Source organism: Rhodovarius lipocyclicus, from assembly GCF_009900765.1.
Taxonomy (GTDB): domain Bacteria; phylum Pseudomonadota; class Alphaproteobacteria; order Acetobacterales; family Acetobacteraceae; genus Rhodovarius; species Rhodovarius lipocyclicus.
Genome location: NZ_JAAABL010000052.1, coordinates 1 through 20069 on the forward strand (window position 1 = coordinate 1; position 20069 = coordinate 20069).

Here is a 20069-nt window from a genome sequence, read left to right on the forward strand (position 1 = left end):
ACGGACCCGCTTCTCAAGGTCAACATAGCTGAACAAGGAACCAGCCACCGCGTCGCTGCCGCGCATTCTCACCCCGTCCGACTGCGCCAACAGCGAATCATGGACGGGAAATTCGGGCTACGAATTTTATCAGCCTGCTAGTCGAGACCCTTATACAATAATATCAGACATATAAGATCAAAGCCGCCCCCAAACTTCTCGCAGGGGCCTGGGGAGATCTTATCTCCCCAGCGGATGGGGTCTGGGGAAGGCGGAGCCTTCCCCAGTCTGCGTTCCCCTTGGGGAAGGCAGCGCCTTCCCCAGCGCCTCACCCTTCCAGAAACCTCCGCGCCCCGTCCCACAGCACCCGCATCCCCAGATCCAGGTCCTCGCGCTTCGTATCTTCCGTCCAGTGATGGCTGATCCCGCCGATGGACGGCACGAACAGCATCGCCGCCGGCATCACACGTGCCAGGTGCTGGCTGTCATGGATGGCGCCGCTCGGCATGGCCTGCCAGGCGCCGGGGGCCAGGGTTTCGGCGGCGCTGGTCAGGGCAGCCTGCATGGCGGGGTCGCACAGGGCGGGTTCGCTGCGGCTGGTCGCGGTCAGTGTCGCCGGGCAGCGGTCGCGCCGGTTGTGTTCCCACACGATGCGCGCCAGGGCCGCGGCCATGCGGTCCATCACGGCGTTGTCGATATCGCGGAAGCTGAAGCTGATCTCGGCCCGGCCGGGGATGATGTGCGGCGCGTTCGGGTCCAGCGCCAGCCTGCCGGCGGTCCAGACGGAGCGCTCGCCGCAGACCTTGGGGAATTCGGTGTCGATCGCGTGCAGGATGCGCATGGCGCCCACCAGCGCGTCGCGGCGCTCGGCCATGGTGGTGCCGCCGGTATGGTCCTGCTTGCCCTCCACCTCGATCAGGAAGTTGCGGATGCCCACGATGCCGGTGACGACGCCGAGGCGCAGCCCGGCATGTTCCAGCTGGGTTCCCTGCTCGATATGCATCTCGAAGGCGCCCTTGTAGCGGGCGGGGTCGATCACGAGGCGCGGGCGCCCGGCCAGGCCTGCCTGCTCCAGCGCCTCCCGCAGAGGCTGGCCGGTGAAGGTGCCGGTGGCCTCGTCCATCTCCTCCTCGGACAGCTGGCCGATCAGGCTGCGGCTGCCGAGGAAGCCCTTGCCGAAATGCCATTCCTCATCGGCATAGGCGCAGACATCGACCGGCAGCCCGGCGCGGGCCAGCGCGAGGGCGGAGATGACGCCCAGCGCGCCATCCAGCCAGCCGGCGTGGTTCTGGCTCTCGATATGGCTGCCCGCCAGCAGATGCGGGCCCGGGCCGGTGTGGCGGCCGAACACATTGCCGATGCCGTCGATGGTGGGCTCCAGCCCGATCTCGGCCATACGCCCCGCCAGCCAGTGGCGGGATTCCATATCCCGCGGTGAGAAGGTCGGCCGGTGCACGCCGGTCTTGTATTCCCCGATCCGGCGCAGCGTATCGAGGTCCTCGAGGAAGGCCGCGGTGTCGATCATGCCGCCACCTTGCGGCTCTGCATCAGGGGCTGGATGCGCTGGCCGAAATCGTCGAGGCCCTGGAGGAAATCGTCGAAGGTCAGCATGGCGCCCGCCAGCCCCGGCACGGTCGAAAGCTCATCCAGCATGCGCGCGACGGAGGCATAGGAGCCCACCAGCGTGCCCATGTTGAAGTTGATCGCCCCCTCCGGCAGGGCATAGCGGCGGGCGTTGGTGTCATCGCCGGAGCGCGTGTCGGCCGCGGCCTGGTCGCCCATCCAGGTGATGGCGTCCACATCCGCGCCCTCCTGGTAATGGTTCCAGCGGGCCATCGCGGCCTCATCGGTCTCGTCGGCGATGATCATGAACAGGCCGAGCGCGCCGACATCGCGGCCGGTCTTCGCGGCGGCCGCCTGCACGCGGGCGGTGGTTTCCGCCACGGCCTTCGGCGTGTTGATGCCGACCCCCAGGCAGAAATTATAGTCGGCGTATTCGGCCATGAAGCGCAGGCCCGCATCGCTCTGCCCCGCGCAGACGATGGGGATCTTGCCCTCGGGCAGCGGCAGCAGGCGGCAGTCATCCATCTGGAAGTGCTGGCCCTTCAGGTCCGACTGGCCCGTGGTCCACAGTTGCTGCGCGATCTGGGCGTATTCCGAGAGATGGTCGTAGCGCGTCGAGAAATGCTCATCGCCCGGCCACAGGCCCATCTGGGAATATTCCGGCCGCTGCCAGCCGGTGATCAGGTTCACCCCGAACCGGCCCGGGGCGATGGAATCGATCGTGACCGCCATGCGCGCCATGATGGCCGGCGGCAGCACCAGGGACGCGGCGGTGGCGAACAGCTTGATGCGGGAGGTGACGCCCGCCAGCCCCGCCATCAGCGTGAAGGATTCCAGATTGTAGTCCCAGAACTTCGTCTCGCCGCCGAAGCCTCGCAGCTTGATCATGGAGAGCAGGAAGTCGAGGCCGTATGCCTCGGCCTTCTGGGCCACGGCCTTGTTCAGCGCGAAGCTCGGCTTGTACTGCGGGGCGTTCTTGGAAATCAGCCAGCCATTGTTGCCGATGGGAATGAAGACGCCGATATCCATGAAGGCCGCTCCGGTCAGTGGGCGGCCAGGGTTCCGCATCGCCGCCCCGGCGGGAAGGCGGCGCGGACGGGCAACCGCACCGCCCTGGACGGCGATTGCCGCGCCGCCGGGCAGGACAGATCATGGCGTGCGCATCAATCCGGCCCGCCACCCTGCTCCCGCAGCAGCCGTGCCAGCGCGGGCCGCAATGGGGCCGCGGAAACATCCAGATCAGGCCAGGGGGAGGCGACGCGGCGTTGCAGCCCCTCCGTCAGGTGCAGCGCGTCGGGGCGCAGCGCCCGGCGGCCCCAGCGCCCGGTTTCGACATGCCGCCAGCCGATGGGCAGCGCCACCGGCGCGCCGGGACGGGCGCGCGGCGAAAACCCAGCGATGGCGGTGGCGAGCAGGTCATTGCGCAGATAGTCCAGGAAGATCCGGCCCGGGCGGGCCTTCTTCGCCAGGGCGGTGGTGTAGCGGTCGGGGGAATCGCGCTCCATCAGCGTGCACAGCAGATGGACGAAGCGTTTGGCCTCGGGCCAGCCCATGGCGTCCTCCCGCGACCGCGCCAGCGGCACCACCAGATGCAGCCCCTTGCCGCCCGTGATGCGCGGAAAGCTGGGCAGCCCGAGTTGCGCCAACCGGTCGCGCAATTCCAGCCCGGCGCTGGCAACCAAGGCAAAGGGCACGCCCTCGCCCGGGTCCAGGTCCAGCACTAGCCGGTCCGGCCATTCGGGCGCCTCGGCCCTGGCTCCGGCCGGGTGAAGTTCCAGCACCGACAATTGCGCTAGGGCCTGCAGCCCCTCCGGCGTGTCCACCCGCAGATAGGGCCTGGTCTGGCCGGGCATGCGCAAGGTGCCGATGGCCCGGGACTGGCCGCGCATGGGATGGCGTTGAAAGAAGCGCTCCCCTTCCAGCCCCTCCGGCGCGCGCACCAGCGCGAGCGGCCGCCCGCCCGCGTGCTCCAGCAAGGGCCGCGCGTAGCGATCGTACCAGGCGGCGAGATCGGCCTTGGTCAGCGCGGGCTGGCCGTGGCTGGCGGGCCACAGGATCCGGTCGGGATGGGTGAGCATCGGTTCGGCACCGCACATGCCCTAGGCTCTCCGCATCCAAGAGCGGGAACGGGCGACGCGGCCCGGCGCTGAGCGCCAGACTGCCGGAATTTTCGGAAGATTGCAGGAAAAGAATGGTCGGAGTGGCGGGATTCGAACCCACGACCCCTTGTCCCCCAGACAAGTGCGCTACCAGGCTGCGCCACACTCCGACGATGTGGCGTGGGATATTGGAGACTGGGCCGCCTGTCTAGCCTTCCCCCGCAACTCCTGCACAATCCAGCCATGACAAAGACTGATCCCGCCCTGATGGGCGCCGAGGAATTGCTCGATCTCTACCGCAGGCGGGCGCTTTCGCCCGTGGAGGCGCTGCAGGCGGTGCTGGAGCGAATCGCGCGGATGAACAGCTGGGTGAACGCCTTCGCCGCCATGAACCCCCGCGCCATCCAGCAGGCGGGCGAGTCGGAGGCCCGCTGGTTCGCCGGCCGCCCCATGGGCGCGCTGGACGGCGTGCCCGCCACCGTGAAGGACCTGCTGGACCTGTCGGGCTTTCCCACCCGGCGCGGCAGCCGTGCCACCAGCGCCAAGCCCGTGGGCACCGACGCGCCCGCCGTGCTGGGCCTGAAGGCCGAGGGCGCGGTCATCATCGGCAAGACCGCCACCACCGAATTCGGCTGGAAAACCCCGGGCGACTCGCCGCTGCACGGCATCACCCGCAACCCCTGGAACCGGGAGCGCACGCCGGGCGGCTCCTCCTCCGGCGCCGGGGCCGCGGGGGCCGCGCATTTCGGGCCGCTGCATCTGGGCACCGATGCGGGGGGCTCCATCCGCATCCCCGCCGCCTGGTGCGGGCTGGTGGGGTTCAAGCCGAGCTTCGGGCGCATCCCGCAATGGCCGCTGGGCAGCTTCGCCAATGTGGCGGTGGCGGGGCCCATGACGCGCTCCGTGCGCGACGCCGCGCTGATGTTCGGCGCCATGGCCCGCTTCGACCTGCGCGACCCCTTCTGCCTGCCCGAAGACAGGCGCGACTGGCTGGACGGCATCGAGGCCGGCGTGCGCGGCCTGCGGGTGGCGGTGGTGCGGCGCCTCGGCTTCGAGCCGCCGCTGGATGCCGCCGGCCGCGCCGCGCTGGACCACGCGGCCGCCCTGCTGGCCGAACAGGGCGCGATCATCGAGGAAGCCTCGCCCGAAATGCCCGACACCCGCTACATCTTCAGCCGTATCTGGGGTGTGGCCCTGGCCAAGCTGGTCGCGGGCCTTTCCGCCGAGCAGCGCGCCGTGATCGACCCCGGCATCCTGGAAGTGGCGGAACGCGAGAAGGATTTCGACGCCGTCGGCATGCTGAACGCCGAGGCGCTGCGCCTGGAAGCCGCCCACGCCATGGCACGCTTCCACCAGAGCTACGACCTGGTGCTGTGCCCCACGACGCCCACCGGGGCCCTGGCCGCCGACGCGCCGCAGATCAAGCCGCATGAGGCACTGTGGCGCGACTGGGCGCCCTGGACCTTCACCTTCAACCTGACACGCCAGCCGGCCATCACCGTGCCGCTGGGCACGGATGAGGACGGCATGCCGCGCGGGGTGCAGGTGGCGGCGGCATTGTACCGGGATGACTTGGCGCTGCGCGGGGCACGGGCGCTGGAGGTGGGGGTGGCGGCTTGAGGGCTCCGCCCTCAAACTCCCGCTCGGGGGGAAATGACTTTCCCCCCGAGACCCCCCCATTACTTTCCATCAGTTTTCGGACGTCGCAGAATCTGCGAAGGTTCTTCTGGTAAATTTATATAATAATATCAATTATATAGGATTGGTGCCGGTCCCAAACTTCTCGCAGGGGCCTGGGGAGATCTTATCTCCCCAGCGGATGGGGTCTGGGGAAGGCAGAGCCTTCCCCAGTCTTCACTTCCTTAGGGAAGGCGGTGCCTTCCCTAGCCTCACAAAAACCGCCCGTGCCTTTGCAGCACCTCGATCTTGTACCCATCCGGGTCCGCCACGAAGAAGTACCGCGCGAACAGCGCCCCCTCCCGGTGGAATTCGATGACCTTCCCGGGGTTCAGCCCAGCGGCCGCGAAGCGCGCGTGCTCCGCGTCCAGATCGTCCACGCTGACCGCCAGGTGGCCGTAGCCATCGCCCAGCGCATAGGGTTCGGCGCGGCCCTTGTTGATGGTCAGTTCCAGTTCGAACGCCGTCTCCGGGTTGCTGAGATAGACCAGCGTGAAGGTGTCGAAGTCCAGCCGCTGCGCCACCGAGAGGCCGAAGGCCTCCCGGTAGAAGGAGACGGAGCGCGCCTCCTCCAGCACGCGGATCATGGAATGAATCAGCTTCGCCATCAGGCAAGCATCTTCTTCAGCAGCTCGTTCACCATGGCCGGGTTGGCCTTGCCGCCGCTGGCCTTCATGGTCTGGCCCACGAAGAAGCCGAACAGCTTGTCCTTGCCGGAACGGTATTCGGCCACCTTGCCCTCATTGGCGGCCATCACCTCGGCGATCACCTTCTCGATCGCGCCGGTGTCGGTCACCTGCTTCAGCCCGCGCTCCTCGACGATGACACCCGGCGCCTTGCCGGTCTCGATCATCGCCTCGAACACCTGCTTGGCGAGGCTGCCGCTGACCGTGTTGTCGGAGACGAGGTCGAGCAGCTCGCCCAGATGCTCGGCCGTCACCGGCGGGTCGCTGATATCGCGCTTCAGCCGGTTCAGGGCGGCGAAGAAATCGCCCGTCACCCAATTGGCGGCCAGCTTGGCGTCGCGGCCCTTGGCCACGGTTTCGAAGAAGACAGCCGTCTCCTTCTCCAGCGTCAGCACATGCACGTCATAGGGCGTGAGGCCGAGGGCGAGGTAGCGCGCGCGGCGCTCATCCGGCAGCTCCGGCAGGCTCGCCTTGATGGCGTCCACCCAGGACTGTTCCAGCACCAGCGGGGGCAGGTCCGGGTCCGGGAAGTAGCGGTAGTCGTGCGCATCTTCCTTGCTGCGCATGGAGCGCGTGATGCCGCGCGCCGTGTCGAACAGGCGGGTTTCCTGATCGACCGTGCCGCCCGATTCCCACACCTCGATCTGGCGCAGCGCCTCCGCCTCCACCGCCTGCATGACGAAGCGGATGGAGTTCACGTTCTTCACCTCGCAGCGGGTGCGGAACTCTTCGCCGGCCTTGCGGACGGAGACGTTCACGTCCGCGCGCATGGAGCCTTCGTCCATGTTGCCGTCGCAGGTGCCCAGATAGCGCAGGATCTGCCGCAGCTTGGTGAGGTAGGCGCCAGCCTCCTCCGGGGAGCGCATGTCGGGTTCCGACACGATCTCCATCAGCGCCACGCCCGACCGGTTCAGGTCGATGAAGGATTTGGACGGGTGCTGGTCATGGATCGACTTGCCGGCATCCTGTTCCAGATGCAGGCGGGTGATGCCGATCATCTTGGTCGAGCCATCGGCGAGCGTGACCTCGATCTCGCCCTTGCCCACGATGGGGTGGGCGAACTGGCTGATCTGATAGCCCTGCGGCAGATCGGCATAGAAGTAGTTCTTGCGGTCGAAGCGCGACCACAGGTTGATCTCGGCCTTCAGGCCGAGGCCGGTGCGCACGGCCTGGGCGATGCACACCTCATTGATGGTGGGCAGCATGCCGGGGAAGCCGGCATCGATGAAGCTGACCTGGCTGTTGGGCTCGGCGCCGAAAGCGGTGGCCGCGCCGGAGAACAGCTTGGAATTGCTGATGACCTGGGCGTGCACTTCCAGGCCGACGACGATTTCCCAGGGGCCCGTCTTGCCCTCAAGAGTGTAGCTCATGCCATCACCTGCGGCTTTGCGGTGAAGCCGGCCGCGCGCTCCACGGCGCCCGAGACGGCAAACACGGTTTCCTCATCGAACGGCTTGCCCAGCACCTGCAACGCCAGCGGCAGGCCATTGGCGTCGAGCCCGGCGGGAACCGCCATGCCCGGAATGCCGGCCAGGTTGGCGGTCACCGTGAACACGTCGTTCAGGTACATCGCCACCGGGTCGTCGTGCTTCTCGTCCAGGCCAAAGGCGGCGGAGGGGGTCGCCGGCGTCAGGATCGCGTCGCACTTTTCCCAGGCCAGGTCGAAGTCGCGCTTGATCAGCGCCCGCACCTGCTGCGCCTTCAGGTAATAGGCATCGTAATAGCCGGCGCTGAGCACATAGGTGCCGATCATGATGCGCCGCCGCACCTCGGCGCCGAACCCGGCGGCGCGCGTCTTCTCATACAGATCGATCAGGTCCGCACCCGGCTCGCGCTTGCCGAAGCGCACGCCGTCATAGCGGGCGAGGTTGGAGGACGCCTCGGCCGGGGCCACGATGTAGTAGGTCGGCAGCGCGTATTTCGTGTGCGGCAAGGAGATATCGACGATGCTCGCCCCCTCCGCCTTCAGCCAGGCGATGCCCTGCTGCCACAGCGCCTCGATCTCGGCGGGCATGCCGTCCATGCGGTATTCGCGCGGAATGCCGATGCGCAGGCCCTTCACGCCTCGCGCCACGGCCGCCGCGAAATCGGGCACGGCGACATCGACGCTGGTCGAGTCCTTCGGGTCGAACCCCGCCATGGAGTTCAGCATCAGCGCGCAATCGGTCACGTCCCGCGCGATCGGGCCGGCCTGATCCAGGCTGGAGGCGAAGGCCACCACGCCGAAGCGCGAGCAGCGCCCGTAGGTGGGCTTGATGCCCGCCACGCCGCAGAAGGCCGCGGGCTGGCGGATCGACCCGCCCGTATCCGTCGCCGTGGCGCCGAGCGCGAGGCGCGCCGCCACCGCCGCAGCCGAACCGCCCGACGAACCGCCCGGGACCAGCCGCTTGGCCGGATCATTGGCGCGCGACCAGGGGTTTTCCACCGGCCCGAAGGCGCTGGTGGCGTTGCTGCTGCCCATGGCGAATTCGTCCAGGTTCAGCTTGCCCAGGAAGATCGCGCCGTCGCGCTTCAGATTGCCGCTGACCGTGCTCTCATAGGGCGGGGTGAAATCGCCCAGGATGCGGCTGGCGGCCGTGGTGCGCGTGCCCTCGGTGCAGAACAAATCCTTGATGCCGAGGGGAATACCCTCCAACGGGCCGCCCTGCCCGGCCGCGAGCCTGGCATCCGAGGCATCGGCCTGGGCCAGCGCCTTCTCGGCGGTCACGGTGATATAAGCGTTGATGCGCGGGTTCAGCGCCGCGATGCCGTCCAGATAGGCCTGGGTCAGTTCACGCGCTGTCAGGGTGCGGGCCTTCAGCGCGTCGCGCGCCTGGGCCAGCGTCAGTTCGGTCAGTCGGGTCATTCCACCACCTTCGGCACGGCGAAGTATTCGCCCTCTCGGTCGGGCGCGTTGGCCAGCACCTTCTCGGCCTGGCCGCCATCGGTCACCTCATCCTGGCGCCAGCGCAGGGCCGTGGCCCCGCCGCCCGCCATGGGCTCGACGCCCGAGGTGTCCACCTGCTGCAGTTGCTCGATCCATTGCAGGATGCCGTTGAACTCGGCGGCGAGGCCCGGCAGGGCCTCCTCCTCGACATGGATGCGGGCGAGTTTCGCGATGCGGCGGATCGCCGCGGTGTCCACGCTCATGACAGCGGTCTGTCCCTCAGGTAACTGGTGAAGAATGGCGTTGTTCACCATGGCGCAGTTACGCGCAACCCTGCCGCGAGGCCACCGTATCCTGGGCATCGACCCGGGCTCGAAAACCATCGGCCTCGCGCTGACGGACGTGCTGCTGATGCTGGCCACCCCCTATGGCGGGCTGGCGCGGGCCAAGCTGTCGGTCAACGCGGCCGAGATCCGGGCGATCGCCACCAAGCAGGAGGTGGGCGGGCTGTTGGTCGGCCTGCCGCTGGGCATGGATGGCAGTTTCGGCCCCGCCGCCCAGGCGGCCAAGGATTGGGCGACGGCCATGGGCCAGGCCACTGGCCTGCCGGTGGCGCTGTGGGATGAGCGGCTGTCGTCCTCGGCCGTCAACCGCATGCTGATCCGGGAGATGGACACCACCCGCGCCCGCCGGGCCCAGGTGGTGGATGCCGCCGCCGCCGCCTATACGCTGCAGGCGGCGCTGGACGCGACGCGGGGGGAATGAGGCGCGTTGGCGGGCAAGGCCCGCCACAGCAGGCCCACCCACTTCACCGGGCGACCGCCCGGCGCAGATCATTCAGGAACTGGTTCGTGGGTATGGCGCTCGCCGGTTCCCACCAGTTGCCGGCGTCCGGCATCTGCTCCAGGCTGCCTTCCATCAACTGCCACAACAGCACCTTCGGGCGCTGGGCGCGGAATTGGCTGCCAGTCACGTAATCCAGCAGAACGCGATATGGGCCGACACGCGCCGTCTTCCAGGCCAGTGCCACCGGGCGGTTCAACGCGGCGCTGAGCACATGCGGATAGCCGAAGTAATCGGGCTGCATGTAGCTATTGCCTATCACGGCGATATCTGCGCCGTCCTCATCCAACAGTCCCGCGCGCCTGGATGCGGCGACAGCGGGCCGCACACGGAAACGTTCGGGCGGAAAGCGCGGACGCTCCGGCTCCGGCAACAGTGCCACGAGATCGCCGCTGTGCGTCACCGTGATCGCATTGCCCAAACGAACGCCGGGGTGCCGGCTGGGCGGCAGTTGCACAGCCGCCTGGATTGCACGCGCCATGTCCTGGGCCGCGGCTTCGGCACCTGTTGCCGTCCAGTGGCTATCCGCCTTGAAGAACACAGCCTCTGGCTGGCTGGTGCGCAGCCTGGCCAGCACCGCCGCGCAGTCAGGCACGATGGCGCCAGCACGGCGGAGTTCCTGCATACTGTCCTCATACCGGCGCTGAACGTCGGGCGCGGGCTGAAAATCCGGCGGCAGCATATCCGCCAGGATCCGCGCCTTGGTCGGGATCAAGGGGACCGCCATCTGGATTCCCGCATCCCGCATGATCTGCGCCACCTGTGCCACCAACTGGAGCACCAGGCGCATGCGCTGCGGGTTCAGGCGGCGCACGTCCTCCCACGCTGCGAACAAATACCCGTCACGGCCAAAGACAATGTCGCCTCGTATATCGGCACGAGCATGCCTCAGCCCAGGGAAGCCGAGAGGAGCCGCCATCTGGAGAATTCTCGGAAGCATGCGGCGCGCCAACATCTGCAAAGCTCCTAGTGTCCTGCCCGCGAAGTTCGCGGGATCACCCGCGAATGAAGCGGATCAGCAGGCCGCTGAAAACAAAGGGTAGTGGCCTGAGAACGAAATCCAAGAGATTTCGGAATCAGGACACTAGGTTCTATTGGCAAGCGAGGCACGCTTACGCTCCAGCAAAGCGTGTCGGACATAGGTGCCGTATTCCGCGGAAGGCTCGAAGCCGTTGTTGGCCAGCAGGGCAGGCGTGAAAATATGGCTGAAACACCAAGCCTGCCAGCCCATAGCGGCCTGATCCAGGGCATTGAGCAACAAGTCGCGGTATAGCCCATTGGAACTTCTCAAGGAGGATTCCGGATGATGCTGCCGGTCCCATCCGAACTCCGTGGCGATGACCGGCAGTTTCTCGCCCGGTTCCAGAAAGGCCCGCGACCAGGGAAGACGCCAATTGGAGTCTGGGTAAGGATGTGTCGCATAAATGACGTTCGGACGACGAATGGGCAGATCTGGCGCCATGGACAGGTCATAGGCGAATTGCAGCCCGCCGACACAGACGGGTTTTTCCGGCGCATGCACGCGGATGGCGTCGACCAACCCCTCGACCCATTCGCGATAGGCCACCCACATGGGTTCCGTATGCTCCGTGGCTAAGTTTCCATCCGGCAGGATGTATTGCGGCTCATTGAACAGGTCAAAATAGGCGACCACATCCTCCTTCGCATAGCGGGCCGCGATGCGAGTCCAGAAATCCCTCGTCTCCGCCGTCGTCGTCTCGAATAGCGGACCGTAATGAACGTCCGTCAGGTCCTTGTAGCGCTCGGTGGGGGGGAAGCCGATGCTGTGCCAACAAATGGACAAGTACAGGCCGCAGCGCCGCGCATAGGCCACACTCATATCCAGTGCCCGCATCACATGTGCCTCACCGGCGCGGCGCCACACGGCGGGCATGACGGACAGCCGCAGAATATCGCACCCCCAGTCGGCTGCGGCGTTGAACAGACGATGGTCAAAAAAGCCCATCTGTTCATCGTTGCGCTGGGCGATCCAGGCCACTTCGGGCACCGCTACTCCCCGCAGGAACAACTGCCGCCCGGCCTTGGTGAAAATGCCATTGTTGCGCGTGACAATCCCGGAAGGGAAATCAGCGGCGAGGGGAAAGCCCGGACGTGCCAACTCCAGGTCCGCCGGCCGGTTGTCCGGCTGACTGGAGCAGCCCGGCACAACACCGGCAAGGCCCAACAGCAAGACCGGCAATGGCCTGCGGGATGAGAGCGCGGTCGTCGCCCCCCTGGGGCGAACGTGCTCAGCGCCGCCAGGGGGCTGTGACATCGCGGCTCAGGAAAGCGAGCGGCCGGCCGCCAGGTGCCATCAGCCAGATGCTGTACACCCCGCCTTGCTCAAGGCCCTGCAAGGCAAAAACCTCGCTGCGCAGGGAACCGCAACTGGCCCGAACCTGCGCGGTGACCGGGTTCACGCTACGCATGCGCCCCTCTCCCGGTGGCGCGTCCTGAAACACCGCCTGTCCCTGCGGCTCCAGTACCAGGGACGCCTGCCCGCAGCCGGCGGTGGCGTTATAGAAGGTCAGCCGGGCGCGCAATTGGTTGAATTGCGTCTCATCGCGAAAGAGCGTGGCGCGCAACGCGCCGCCCTCATGCGTGACGATCAGGGTGTTGAAGCTTCCTGGCTCCAGGTCCAGCGACACCTCAGTCTGCGCTTCCCCAGCCTGCAGCCGGGCGGCCACCGGGCGGGCGGCCACGTTCTCCTGAACCGCATAGGCCGTAACACGCTGGGCTTGGGTGACGGCCACACTCTCCACCCCAGCCATGGCAGGTCGCAGCGACAGGGCTACGGCGGTGGCGTTGACCACCCTCAGATAGGCGGAACCCGCGGGCGGCAGCGGCTCGTACAGCACCTGCTGTGCCTGCGCAGGTACGGCCATCAGAGACATCAGCAACAAGGCGCGGAGCATCAGGGAGAAGCGGGCCATCATGGATCAGGCCCTCCGGACCAGGCGCCGCAACTCATCGCTGAAGGAGCGAGCGGACATCGCGGCGCTCCCCCAATAGCCGGTATGATCGGGCATCACTTCCATGTTGCCCTCCAGGAAATGCCAAACGATCAGGGCTGGACGGGTTTGGCGGAACATCTGGCTGCGGAGGTAATCCAGCAAGGTGTTGTAGGGGCCGAAGCGCCCGACCTTCACCGCCAGCGATACCGGACGATTGATCTGGTTGGAGAAGCTGGGCGGGAAACCGAAGCCGGTCTGCATGAAGCTGTTGCCGGCGACGACGACATCGGCGTTATCCTCGTCTATCAGCCCCACGCCCTGCGGCGCGCCAACGATACGCCGTACGCGGAAGTTCTCGAAGGGAAAGCGGCGCTGCTGATCGGCCGGCAGCATCTCTACCAGGTCATTACGCTCGTAGCGCATGGAGATGTAGTCGCCGAGCCGAGTACCTGGGCGCGTCGGCGCGGGCAGGCCGCCTTGGCTCTGCACCAACTTGCCCAGCTCCGTGGCCGCGGCCGCACCGCCGATCGGTGTCCAGTGGATGTCCGCCTTGAAAAACAGCGCATCGCGCTGCGACCGCCTGAGCTGCGCGAACTGCGTCGCATGATCGATCATCAGCGCCCGGCTGCGCTGCAATTCCTCCATCACGACGCCGTAACGCTGGTCGGCCTCGGTACTGAACTGGAAATCGGCAGGCAGGAATTCGCGGTAGACGCGAGCCTTCATGGGCGTGACGCAGAGGGCGACCTTGATCCCTGCTTCCTGAATGACTTGCACGGACTGGGAAATATACCGGCAGACCTCGCGCGTTTTCCGCAAGTCCACCTGCCGCACATTCTCCCAGGCACCGAACAGCCATCCATCCCGGCCGATCACCACCTGGTTCGATTCGGCCTGCGCCGGCGCGGCCGGGCTGCCTTGCTGTGCACGCACAGGTTGCTGCGGAGGGGGGCGATTCTGCGCCAGGGCGGGCCCGGCAAACGTCACACCGGCAGCCAACGCCGTCCGGCGTCTCCAGGCCATGCAATCAGCCATGAAGCCGCAACTCCCTTTCCCGAAAAATTCCACCTATCGCATTTTTGATAACATGACTGGGTTGTGTGCGCCATGCGTCACGCTCCCCCTTGCCGGCGGCGGAGCTTGATTGTCAGCTAGCGGAAACAGAGGAACGTTTGCACCCATGCGCATGAAGGCCGCCGTCCTGCACCAGCAGGGCCTGCCCCGCCCCTATGTCGAAACCCGCCCCCTGGTCATCGAGGAAGTGGAGCTGGACCCGCCCGGCCCCGGCGAGGTGCTGATCGAAATCGCGGCCGCCGGCCTGTGTCATTCCGATCTCTCCACCATTGAAAACCTGCGTCCCCGGCCCCTGCCGATCATCATCGGCCATGAGGGCGCGGGCATCATCCGCGAAACCGGTGATTCTGTGCAGGGGCTGAAGAAGGGCGATCACGTCGTCTGCCTGTTCGTGGCCAGCTGCGGCGATTGCCGCCCCTGCCGGAAGGGCCGCCCCAATATCTGCGAGGGCGGCTTCGCGGCCCGCGCGGCCGGCACCCTGCCCTCCGGCGCCAAGCGGCTGAAGCTGAACGGCGAATACATCCACCACAATTCCGGCCTGTCCCTGTTCGCCCAATACGCGGTGGTGGACCAGTCCGCCCTGGTGAAGATCCCGAAAGACATCCCGCTGGCCGATGCCGCACTGTTCGGCTGCGCCGTGATGACGGGCGCGGGTGCCGTGCTGAACACCGTCGGCCTGCGCGCGGGCGGGGAGATCGGGGTGATCGGCCTGGGCGGTGTCGGCATGTCCGCCCTGCTGGCGGCCGTCGCCGCGGGGGCCACCCGCATCGTCGCGGTGGACATGAACCCGGCCAAGCTGGAGCTGGCCCGCCAATGGGGCGCCACGGACGCCTTCGACGCGCGCGACCCCGATTGCGCGGCCAAGGTCCGGGAAGCGACATCCGGCGGGCTGGACACGGTGATCGAGACGGCGGGCGCCATCCCCGCCCTGCAGCTGGCCTATGCCATCGCGGCGCGTGGCGGAGAGGTGATCACCGCCGGCCTGCCGCATGTGAATGACGCCTTCCCCCTGCCCGCCTTCAACCTGGTCAGCGAGGAGAAATCCGTGCGCGGCAGCTATATGGGCAGCTGCGTGCCGACGCGCGACATCCCCAAGCTGCTGGGCATGTACCGGCGCGGCACCCTGCCCGTCACGCGGCTGCAAAGCGGCACGATTGCCCTGGATGAGATCAATGCCGGCTTCGACCGCCTCGCGGCCGGGGAGACATTGCGCCAAATGCTGCTTCCGAACGGCTGAGGGCAGGTTACGCTTCCGTCATCCAGACGGGAGCACCCCATGCGCCTCGCCCTTCTCGCCGCGCTGATGCTGGGGCCGCTCGCGGCCCCCGCCCAAACCTCGGCCCAGACCCTGGCCATCGGTTCCGCCTCCGCGCCGACATCGGTCGATCCGCTGTTCTACAACACCGGCCCGAACAACGCGCTGACGGCCCATATCTTCGACCATCTGGTGGAGCGCGACGCCCGCGCCCGGCCCATCCCGGGCCTCGCATCCTCCTGGCGGGTGCTGACGGAGACCAGCTGGGAATTCATCCTGCGCCCGGGTGTCACCTGGCATGACGGCCGCCCCTTCACGGCGGAGGACGTGCTGTTCAGCATCGCCCGCGCGCCCAACGTGCAGGGCTCGCCCGCCAGCTTCGCGGGCTTCACCCGCGCCATCGCGCGCATCGAGGTGCCGGAGCCCCTGCGCCTGATCATCCACACCCGCGCGCCGCACCCGCTGCTGCCGCTCGATCTCTCCTCCATCTCCATCGTGCAGCGCCACGCGGCCGAGGGTGCGGCGACCGAGGACTACAACAGCCTGCGCGTGGCGATCGGCACCGGCCCCTACCGCATCACCGCCTTCCGCCCTGGCGACCGGGCGGAGCTGGTGCGCAACGACGCCTGGTGGGGCCCGGCGCAGCCCTGGGCGCGCGTCACCTATCGCTCGCTGATCAACGATGGCGGGCGCACCGCCGCCCTGCTGGCGGGCGATGTGGACATCATCGAGCAGGTGCCCTCCGCCGACCTACCGCGCCTGCGGCGCGACGCGCGCTTCACCATTTCCGAAATGGCCTCGGCGCGGGCGATGTATCTGGGCACCAACCTGGCAGCCGAGACCGCCCCTGGCATCACCGACAATGCCGGCAACCCGCTGCCCGCCAACCCGCTGCGGGACGTGCGGGTGCGCCAGGCGCTAAGCTTGGCCATCGCGCGCGACAGCCTGGCCGAGCGCGTGATGGACCACACCGCCGTGCCCACCGCGCAATGGCTGCCCGAGGGCGCCTTCGGCTTCGACCCCGCCCTGCCGCCGCCGCGCCAGGATATCGAGCGCGCCCGGCAATTTCTGGCCGAGGCCGGCTATCCGGACGGCTTCCGCGCCACCATCGGCACGCCCAACGACCGCTGGCCCAACGATGCCCGGGTGAGCCAGGCGATCGCGCAGATGCTGTCGCGCATCGGCATCCGCGCCACGGTCGATGCCATGCCCTTCTCGGCCTATGCCGCGCGCAATGCCCGAATGGAATTCGGCCTCCGCTTGGCGTCCTGGGGCAGCAGCAGCGGGGAGTCCTCGAACTTCCTGATCAACATCGTCGCCACCTTCAACCGCGAACGCCGCACGGGCGCCGCGAACTGGAACCGCTATTCCAGCCCCGAGCTGGACGCGCTGATCGCCCGCGGCAGCGCCACCATGGACGACACGGCGCGCGAGGCGGTCTGGCACGAGGCCACGCGCCATGTGTTCGAGAACATGGCGGTGATCCCGCTGCTGCAATTGAACAACATCTGGGCCGTGCGGCGCGGGCTGGCGCATGAGGCGCGGATGGGCGAGGCCACCCTGGCGATGAGCGTGACGCCGGCGCGGTAGGCAGCGAGGGGCTGAGCCCCCCCAGCGCCCGGTTCAGAAGCGCAGCGCGGCGTTGATCGACCCGAAAATCTGCGGGCCGCCCCGCTGGCCGTAGAATTCCTCCGACCGGACGATCTGCGTGTAGGAGAACCGCCAGTCCCGCCAGTACACCGCGATCCCCGCCTGGGCGTCACCCACGAAGGGCCGGCGGTCCACATGGCGGCTGTTGCGCCAGGTGTTGCCGTCGAGCGCGATGTCCCGCGCCACGCCGCGCCCTTCGAACCCGGCGAAGACATACCAGCCCCATTCCCGGCCGGAGCGGTCGGCGTTGGGCTGGAAATAATTGCTGCCGGCCAGCGCGGGGCGGATGCGCGCCGGGCCGAAATCCGCCGCCAGCCCCTGCCCGAACCGCACCATTCCCCCCAGCGCGCCATAGCTGTTGCCATTGCCCAGGGAGATGCTGGCGCTGGGCATCGCCTCGAATTCCAGCCCCGCGAACTGGCCCAGCGGCATGCGCCATTTGCGCTCCGCCACCAGGTTCACCACCGGCTCGTCATGGATCTGCCGGTCCCAGCCATAGGAACGGGTGCTGCCGATGGCGCGGTGGAAGCCGTTTTGCACCTGCTCGCCCACCGCGCTGGGGCCGACCATGCCCGCCTGCAGCTCGACCACGGTCAAGGACCGCTCGCTGGCGCGGCTGAGGGAGATGGAGGCCATCAGCATGCCCACATAGGGGCGGTCGGTGGGGTCGGGGTTCACCCGTCGGGTGTCGCGGGGCGTGAAAATTTGATGACTGATCGCCAGGCCCCAGCGCAGCTCGCCCGGGCCCATCAGGGCCTCCAGCTGGCGGTTGGTCCAGTCCAGCGGGCGGGGCAACGCCGCGCTGGCGCTGCGCCAGGACATCTGCAGGCCATTGGAATAGAAGCGGTCGGTGCCGATGCCGAACTTGTCGTTCTCGACCGCGAGGGACAGCGTGCCGCTCCAATCGGGCGGGGGGGCGGCGTTCACCCGCGGCTCTGGCACGGGCTGGGCCAGGGCCAGGCCCGGCAGCAGGGCCAGGCAGGACACGGAAAGGCTGAAGCGAAGAAACATGCGGAACTCCCGGGGCACGTGGCATCAACGCGCCCGGCCCGGCGGGGTTGCGGCTTGATCCGCGGCAATACCCCCCTGTTCTCTGCCCCGGCCAGCCCTGCTAAGCCTGTCGCGCGCAAAAGGAAGCAATCGGCATGTTCTTCGAAGACCTTTCCGTGGGCCAGAGCGCCAGCTTCGGCAAGACGATCACCGAGGCCGACATCCTGCTGTTCAGCGCCGTCAGCGGCGACACCAACCCCGTGCACATCAACGCGGAGATCGCGGCCAATTCCGTGTTCAAGGGGCGGGTGGCGCATGGCATGATCTCGGCGGGGCTGATTTCCGCCGTGCTCGGCACCCGCCTACCGGGGGAAGGCACCGTCTATCTGGGCCAGACCCTGAAATTCCGCGCGCCCGTGCATATCGGGGACACGGTGACGGCCACCGTCACCATCGCCACCCTGACCCCGGGCAAGAACCGCGTCACCCTCACCACCGTCTGCACCGTCGCGGGCAAGACAGTGCTGGAGGGCGAGGCGCTGGTGATGGTGCCCTCCCGTGGCTGACGCGCTTGCCCAGGAACGGCCCTGGCGCATCTGCGTGTTCTGCGGTGCCTCTCGCGGGCAGGACCCCGCGCATGCGGCCCTCGCCGCCCGGCTGGGCCAGGCGCTGGGGGAGGCCGGGGTGGACCTCGTCTATGGCGGCGGCCGCGCCGGGCTGATGGGTGTCGTGGCCGATGCGGCGCTGGAAGCGGGGGTGGAGGTGTTCGGCATCATCCCCGAGGCGTTGCAGGTGCGCGAACTGGCGCACCCGCGTATCCAGCACCTGGAGGTCGTGCCCGACATGCACAGCCGCAAGGCGCGGATGAACGCGCTGTCCGATGGCTTCATCGTGCTGCCCGGCGGCATCGGCACGCTGGAGGAAGCGGTGGAGATCCAGTCCTGGTCGCAGCTTGGCTTCCATCGCAAAGGCATCGTCTATCTGGATGAGGACGGGTTCTGGGACCCGTTCTTCGAACTGACCCGGACCATGGTGCTGGGCGGCTATCTGCGCCCCGCCCACCGGGACATCGCCCTGCGCGCCACAACCCCCGAACAGGCGATCACGATGCTGCGGGACTGGCAGCCCTCGGGCGAGAGTCGCTGGAGCGAAGGCGCCAAGGCATGAAGGTGCTGACCCACTGGCGGGGGCTGCCGCCCGACGCCCGGGGGGCCACCGTGGCGCTGGGCAACATGGACGGCGTGCATCTGGGCCACCGCGCGGTGCTGACGGCGGCCCACCGGGCGCGCCCCGACCTGCCCCTGGCGGCCCTGACCTTCGAGCCCCACCCGCGCGAGCACTTCCGCCCCGAGGACCCGCCCTTCCGCCTGACGCTGCTGCCCGCCAAGGCCCGCGCGCTGGGGGAGCTGGGGGCGAAGCTGGTCTATGCCCTGCCCTTCGACGACGCGCTGGCGCACATGTCCGCCGAGGCCTTCTTCCAGCAGGTGCTGGTCGAGGGGCTGGGCGCACGGCACCTGGCCTGCGGGCCGGATTTCGCCTTCGGCCACCGGCGCGGCGGCAGCCAGGATTTCCTGCGCCAAGCGGCTGAGGCCGCGGGCATCGGGCTTTCCGTCGTGCCGCCGCTGCTGGACGCGGAGGGCGCGATCAGCTCCACCCGCATCCGGCGGGAGCTGCAGGGCGGCTATGTGGAGCGCGCGGCGGCCATGCTCGGCCGCCCCTATACCGTGACGGGCCCGGTGGAGCACGGCGACGCGCGCGGCCGCACCATCGGCTTCCCCACCGCGAACGTGCCGCTGGGCCGGCACCTGGAACCCGCGCGCGGGGTCTATGCCGTGCAGGTGACGCTGGCGGATGGGCGGGTGGTGCCGGGGGTGGCCAATATCGGCCGGCGGCCCACCCTGGGCGGCGACCCGATCTCTCGCATCGAGGCGCATCTGTTCGACTTCGCCGAGGATCTGTACGGCCAGGAAGTGGAAGTGGCACTGGAAGGCTTCATCCGGGAGGAACGCCGCTTCCCGGATTTCGCGGCACTGCGGACGCAGATCATGGCCGATGCACAGACGGCGCGGGGGATGCTGGGCGTGTGAGGCGCGCCCAGGGGCGTTAGGCAGGCTCCCAGTCAGGGGCTCCGCCCCCGACACCCCCGCCAGGACCGTGCTCGGTCCTGGACCTAGAGCTGTTGGCGCCAAGCCTTGGAAACGTGTTTACCATTGATTTTAATCAAAAAAAGATGGCGCCCAACCTGTCAAGGTAAGGCGCCAAACTCCTGGGGTCCAAGGGCCTTTCGGCCTTTGGCGGGGAGCCGAGGGGCAGAGCCCCTCGGTGGGGGTTCGGGGGCTGTTCAGACTGGAGAGATGTTTGACAGGTGTACGGAGACATCCCTGACGGTTTTGAGATGGGGTGTTTCGTCCCTGAGGTCGAGTGTGGCGAGAG

Annotated in this window: 19 protein-coding genes and 1 tRNA gene; 7 read left to right on the forward strand and 13 right to left on the reverse strand. The window is 67.9% G+C overall.

Features of this window, described 5'->3' with window-relative positions; genetic code table 11:
* Positions 1–307: 307 nt before the first annotated feature.
* The 4 genes from GT007_RS19915 to GT007_RS19930 form a co-directional block, all read right to left on the reverse strand.
* The gene (locus GT007_RS19915; protein ID WP_160123424.1) at positions 308–1504 is read right to left on the reverse strand and encodes a Zn-dependent hydrolase; all 1197 of its coding nucleotides are present in this window, start codon (positions 1502–1504) and stop codon (positions 308–310) included.
* A complete protein-coding gene (gene rutA, locus GT007_RS19920) occupies positions 1501–2571 on the reverse strand; it encodes a pyrimidine utilization protein A (RefSeq protein ID WP_160123425.1) in 1071 nt (356 codons plus the stop codon). The genes GT007_RS19915 and rutA overlap by 4 nt, the downstream gene beginning before the upstream one ends.
* A gap of 134 nt (positions 2572–2705) precedes the next feature.
* Positions 2706–3620 (reverse strand): non-homologous end-joining DNA ligase, encoded by a 915-nt coding sequence (gene ligD / locus GT007_RS19925; RefSeq protein ID WP_160123426.1) that lies wholly within the window; start codon positions 3618–3620, stop codon positions 2706–2708.
* A gap of 114 nt (positions 3621–3734) precedes the next feature.
* Positions 3735–3811, reverse strand: a tRNA-Pro gene (locus GT007_RS19930).
* 73 nt (positions 3812–3884) lie between these two features.
* On the opposite strand from GT007_RS19930, the gene GT007_RS19935 reads away from it, so the two are divergent.
* On the forward strand, positions 3885–5261 hold the full coding sequence (locus GT007_RS19935) for an amidase (RefSeq protein ID WP_160123427.1): 1377 nt from the start codon (positions 3885–3887) through the stop codon (positions 5259–5261).
* Positions 5262–5530: 269 nt separating this feature from the next.
* On the opposite strand, the gene GT007_RS19940 is transcribed toward GT007_RS19935, so the two are convergent.
* From GT007_RS19940 to gatC, 4 genes are read right to left on the reverse strand one after another with little or no spacing between them, the layout of a single operon-like run.
* Positions 5531–5926, reverse strand: a complete 396-nt coding sequence (locus GT007_RS19940) for a VOC family protein (RefSeq protein ID WP_160123428.1) — start codon at positions 5924–5926, stop codon at positions 5531–5533.
* Positions 5926–7374 (reverse strand): Asp-tRNA(Asn)/Glu-tRNA(Gln) amidotransferase subunit GatB, encoded by a 1449-nt coding sequence (gene gatB, locus GT007_RS19945; RefSeq protein ID WP_160123429.1) that lies wholly within the window; start codon positions 7372–7374, stop codon positions 5926–5928. Before gatB ends, GT007_RS19940 begins: the two co-directional genes overlap by 1 nt.
* Positions 7371–8849 (reverse strand): Asp-tRNA(Asn)/Glu-tRNA(Gln) amidotransferase subunit GatA, encoded by a 1479-nt coding sequence (gatA, locus tag GT007_RS19950; RefSeq protein ID WP_160123430.1) that lies wholly within the window; start codon positions 8847–8849, stop codon positions 7371–7373. The genes gatB and gatA overlap by 4 nt, the downstream gene beginning before the upstream one ends.
* Positions 8846–9133, reverse strand: a complete 288-nt coding sequence (gene gatC / locus GT007_RS19955; protein WP_160123431.1) for an Asp-tRNA(Asn)/Glu-tRNA(Gln) amidotransferase subunit GatC — start codon at positions 9131–9133, stop codon at positions 8846–8848. Before gatC ends, gatA begins: the two co-directional genes overlap by 4 nt.
* Before the next feature lie 34 nt (positions 9134–9167).
* Here gatC and ruvX point away from each other — a divergent pair, with 34 nt between their 5' ends.
* Positions 9168–9635 (forward strand): Holliday junction resolvase RuvX, encoded by a 468-nt coding sequence (gene ruvX, locus GT007_RS19960; RefSeq protein ID WP_160123432.1) that lies wholly within the window; start codon positions 9168–9170, stop codon positions 9633–9635.
* Positions 9636–9678: 43 nt separating this feature from the next.
* Here the strand turns inward: ruvX and GT007_RS19965 are convergent, their stop codons facing one another.
* The 4 genes from GT007_RS19965 to GT007_RS19980 form a co-directional block, all read right to left on the reverse strand.
* Positions 9679–10668: an alginate O-acetyltransferase AlgX-related protein gene (locus GT007_RS19965; RefSeq protein ID WP_160123433.1), complete on the reverse strand. Its 990-nt coding sequence runs from the start codon at positions 10666–10668 to the stop codon at positions 9679–9681.
* A 129-nt stretch (positions 10669–10797) separates the two neighbouring features.
* Complete coding sequence (locus GT007_RS19970; RefSeq protein ID WP_160123434.1) at positions 10798–11913, reverse strand: glycoside hydrolase family 5 protein; 1116 nt, start codon at positions 11911–11913, stop codon at positions 10798–10800.
* A 49-nt stretch (positions 11914–11962) separates the two neighbouring features.
* Complete coding sequence (locus GT007_RS19975; RefSeq protein ID WP_160123435.1) at positions 11963–12649, reverse strand: alginate O-acetyltransferase AlgF; 687 nt, start codon at positions 12647–12649, stop codon at positions 11963–11965.
* Positions 12650–12652: 3 nt separating this feature from the next.
* Positions 12653–13702: an alginate O-acetyltransferase AlgX-related protein gene (locus GT007_RS19980; RefSeq protein ID WP_160123436.1), complete on the reverse strand. Its 1050-nt coding sequence runs from the start codon at positions 13700–13702 to the stop codon at positions 12653–12655.
* A 151-nt stretch (positions 13703–13853) separates the two neighbouring features.
* Between GT007_RS19980 and GT007_RS19985 the strand changes: the two genes are divergently transcribed.
* Positions 13854–14978 carry a zinc-dependent alcohol dehydrogenase family protein gene (locus GT007_RS19985; protein ID WP_236571772.1) on the forward strand — a complete coding sequence of 375 codons (1125 nt, stop codon included), beginning with the start codon at positions 13854–13856 and terminating at the stop codon, positions 14976–14978.
* 39 nt (positions 14979–15017) lie between these two features.
* Positions 15018–16586: an ABC transporter substrate-binding protein gene (locus GT007_RS19990; RefSeq protein WP_160123438.1), complete on the forward strand. Its 1569-nt coding sequence runs from the start codon at positions 15018–15020 to the stop codon at positions 16584–16586.
* Positions 16587–16619: 33 nt separating this feature from the next.
* Here the strand turns inward: GT007_RS19990 and GT007_RS19995 are convergent, their stop codons facing one another.
* The gene (locus tag GT007_RS19995) at positions 16620–17657 is read right to left on the reverse strand and encodes a lipid A deacylase LpxR family protein (protein WP_160123439.1); all 1038 of its coding nucleotides are present in this window, start codon (positions 17655–17657) and stop codon (positions 16620–16622) included.
* Positions 17658–17791: 134 nt separating this feature from the next.
* Between GT007_RS19995 and GT007_RS20000 the strand changes: the two genes are divergently transcribed.
* The 3 genes from GT007_RS20000 to GT007_RS20010 are packed head-to-tail and all read left to right on the forward strand — an operon-like array spanning position 17792 to position 19723.
* Positions 17792–18202, forward strand: coding sequence for a MaoC family dehydratase (locus GT007_RS20000; RefSeq protein WP_160123440.1), 411 nt, complete (start codon positions 17792–17794; stop codon positions 18200–18202).
* The gene (locus GT007_RS20005) at positions 18195–18803 is read left to right on the forward strand and encodes an LOG family protein (protein WP_236571773.1); all 609 of its coding nucleotides are present in this window, start codon (positions 18195–18197) and stop codon (positions 18801–18803) included. Before GT007_RS20000 ends, GT007_RS20005 begins: the two co-directional genes overlap by 8 nt.
* Positions 18800–19723: a bifunctional riboflavin kinase/FAD synthetase gene (locus GT007_RS20010; RefSeq protein WP_160123441.1), complete on the forward strand. Its 924-nt coding sequence runs from the start codon at positions 18800–18802 to the stop codon at positions 19721–19723. The genes GT007_RS20005 and GT007_RS20010 overlap by 4 nt, the downstream gene beginning before the upstream one ends.
* The last annotated feature ends 346 nt before the right edge of the window (positions 19724–20069 follow it).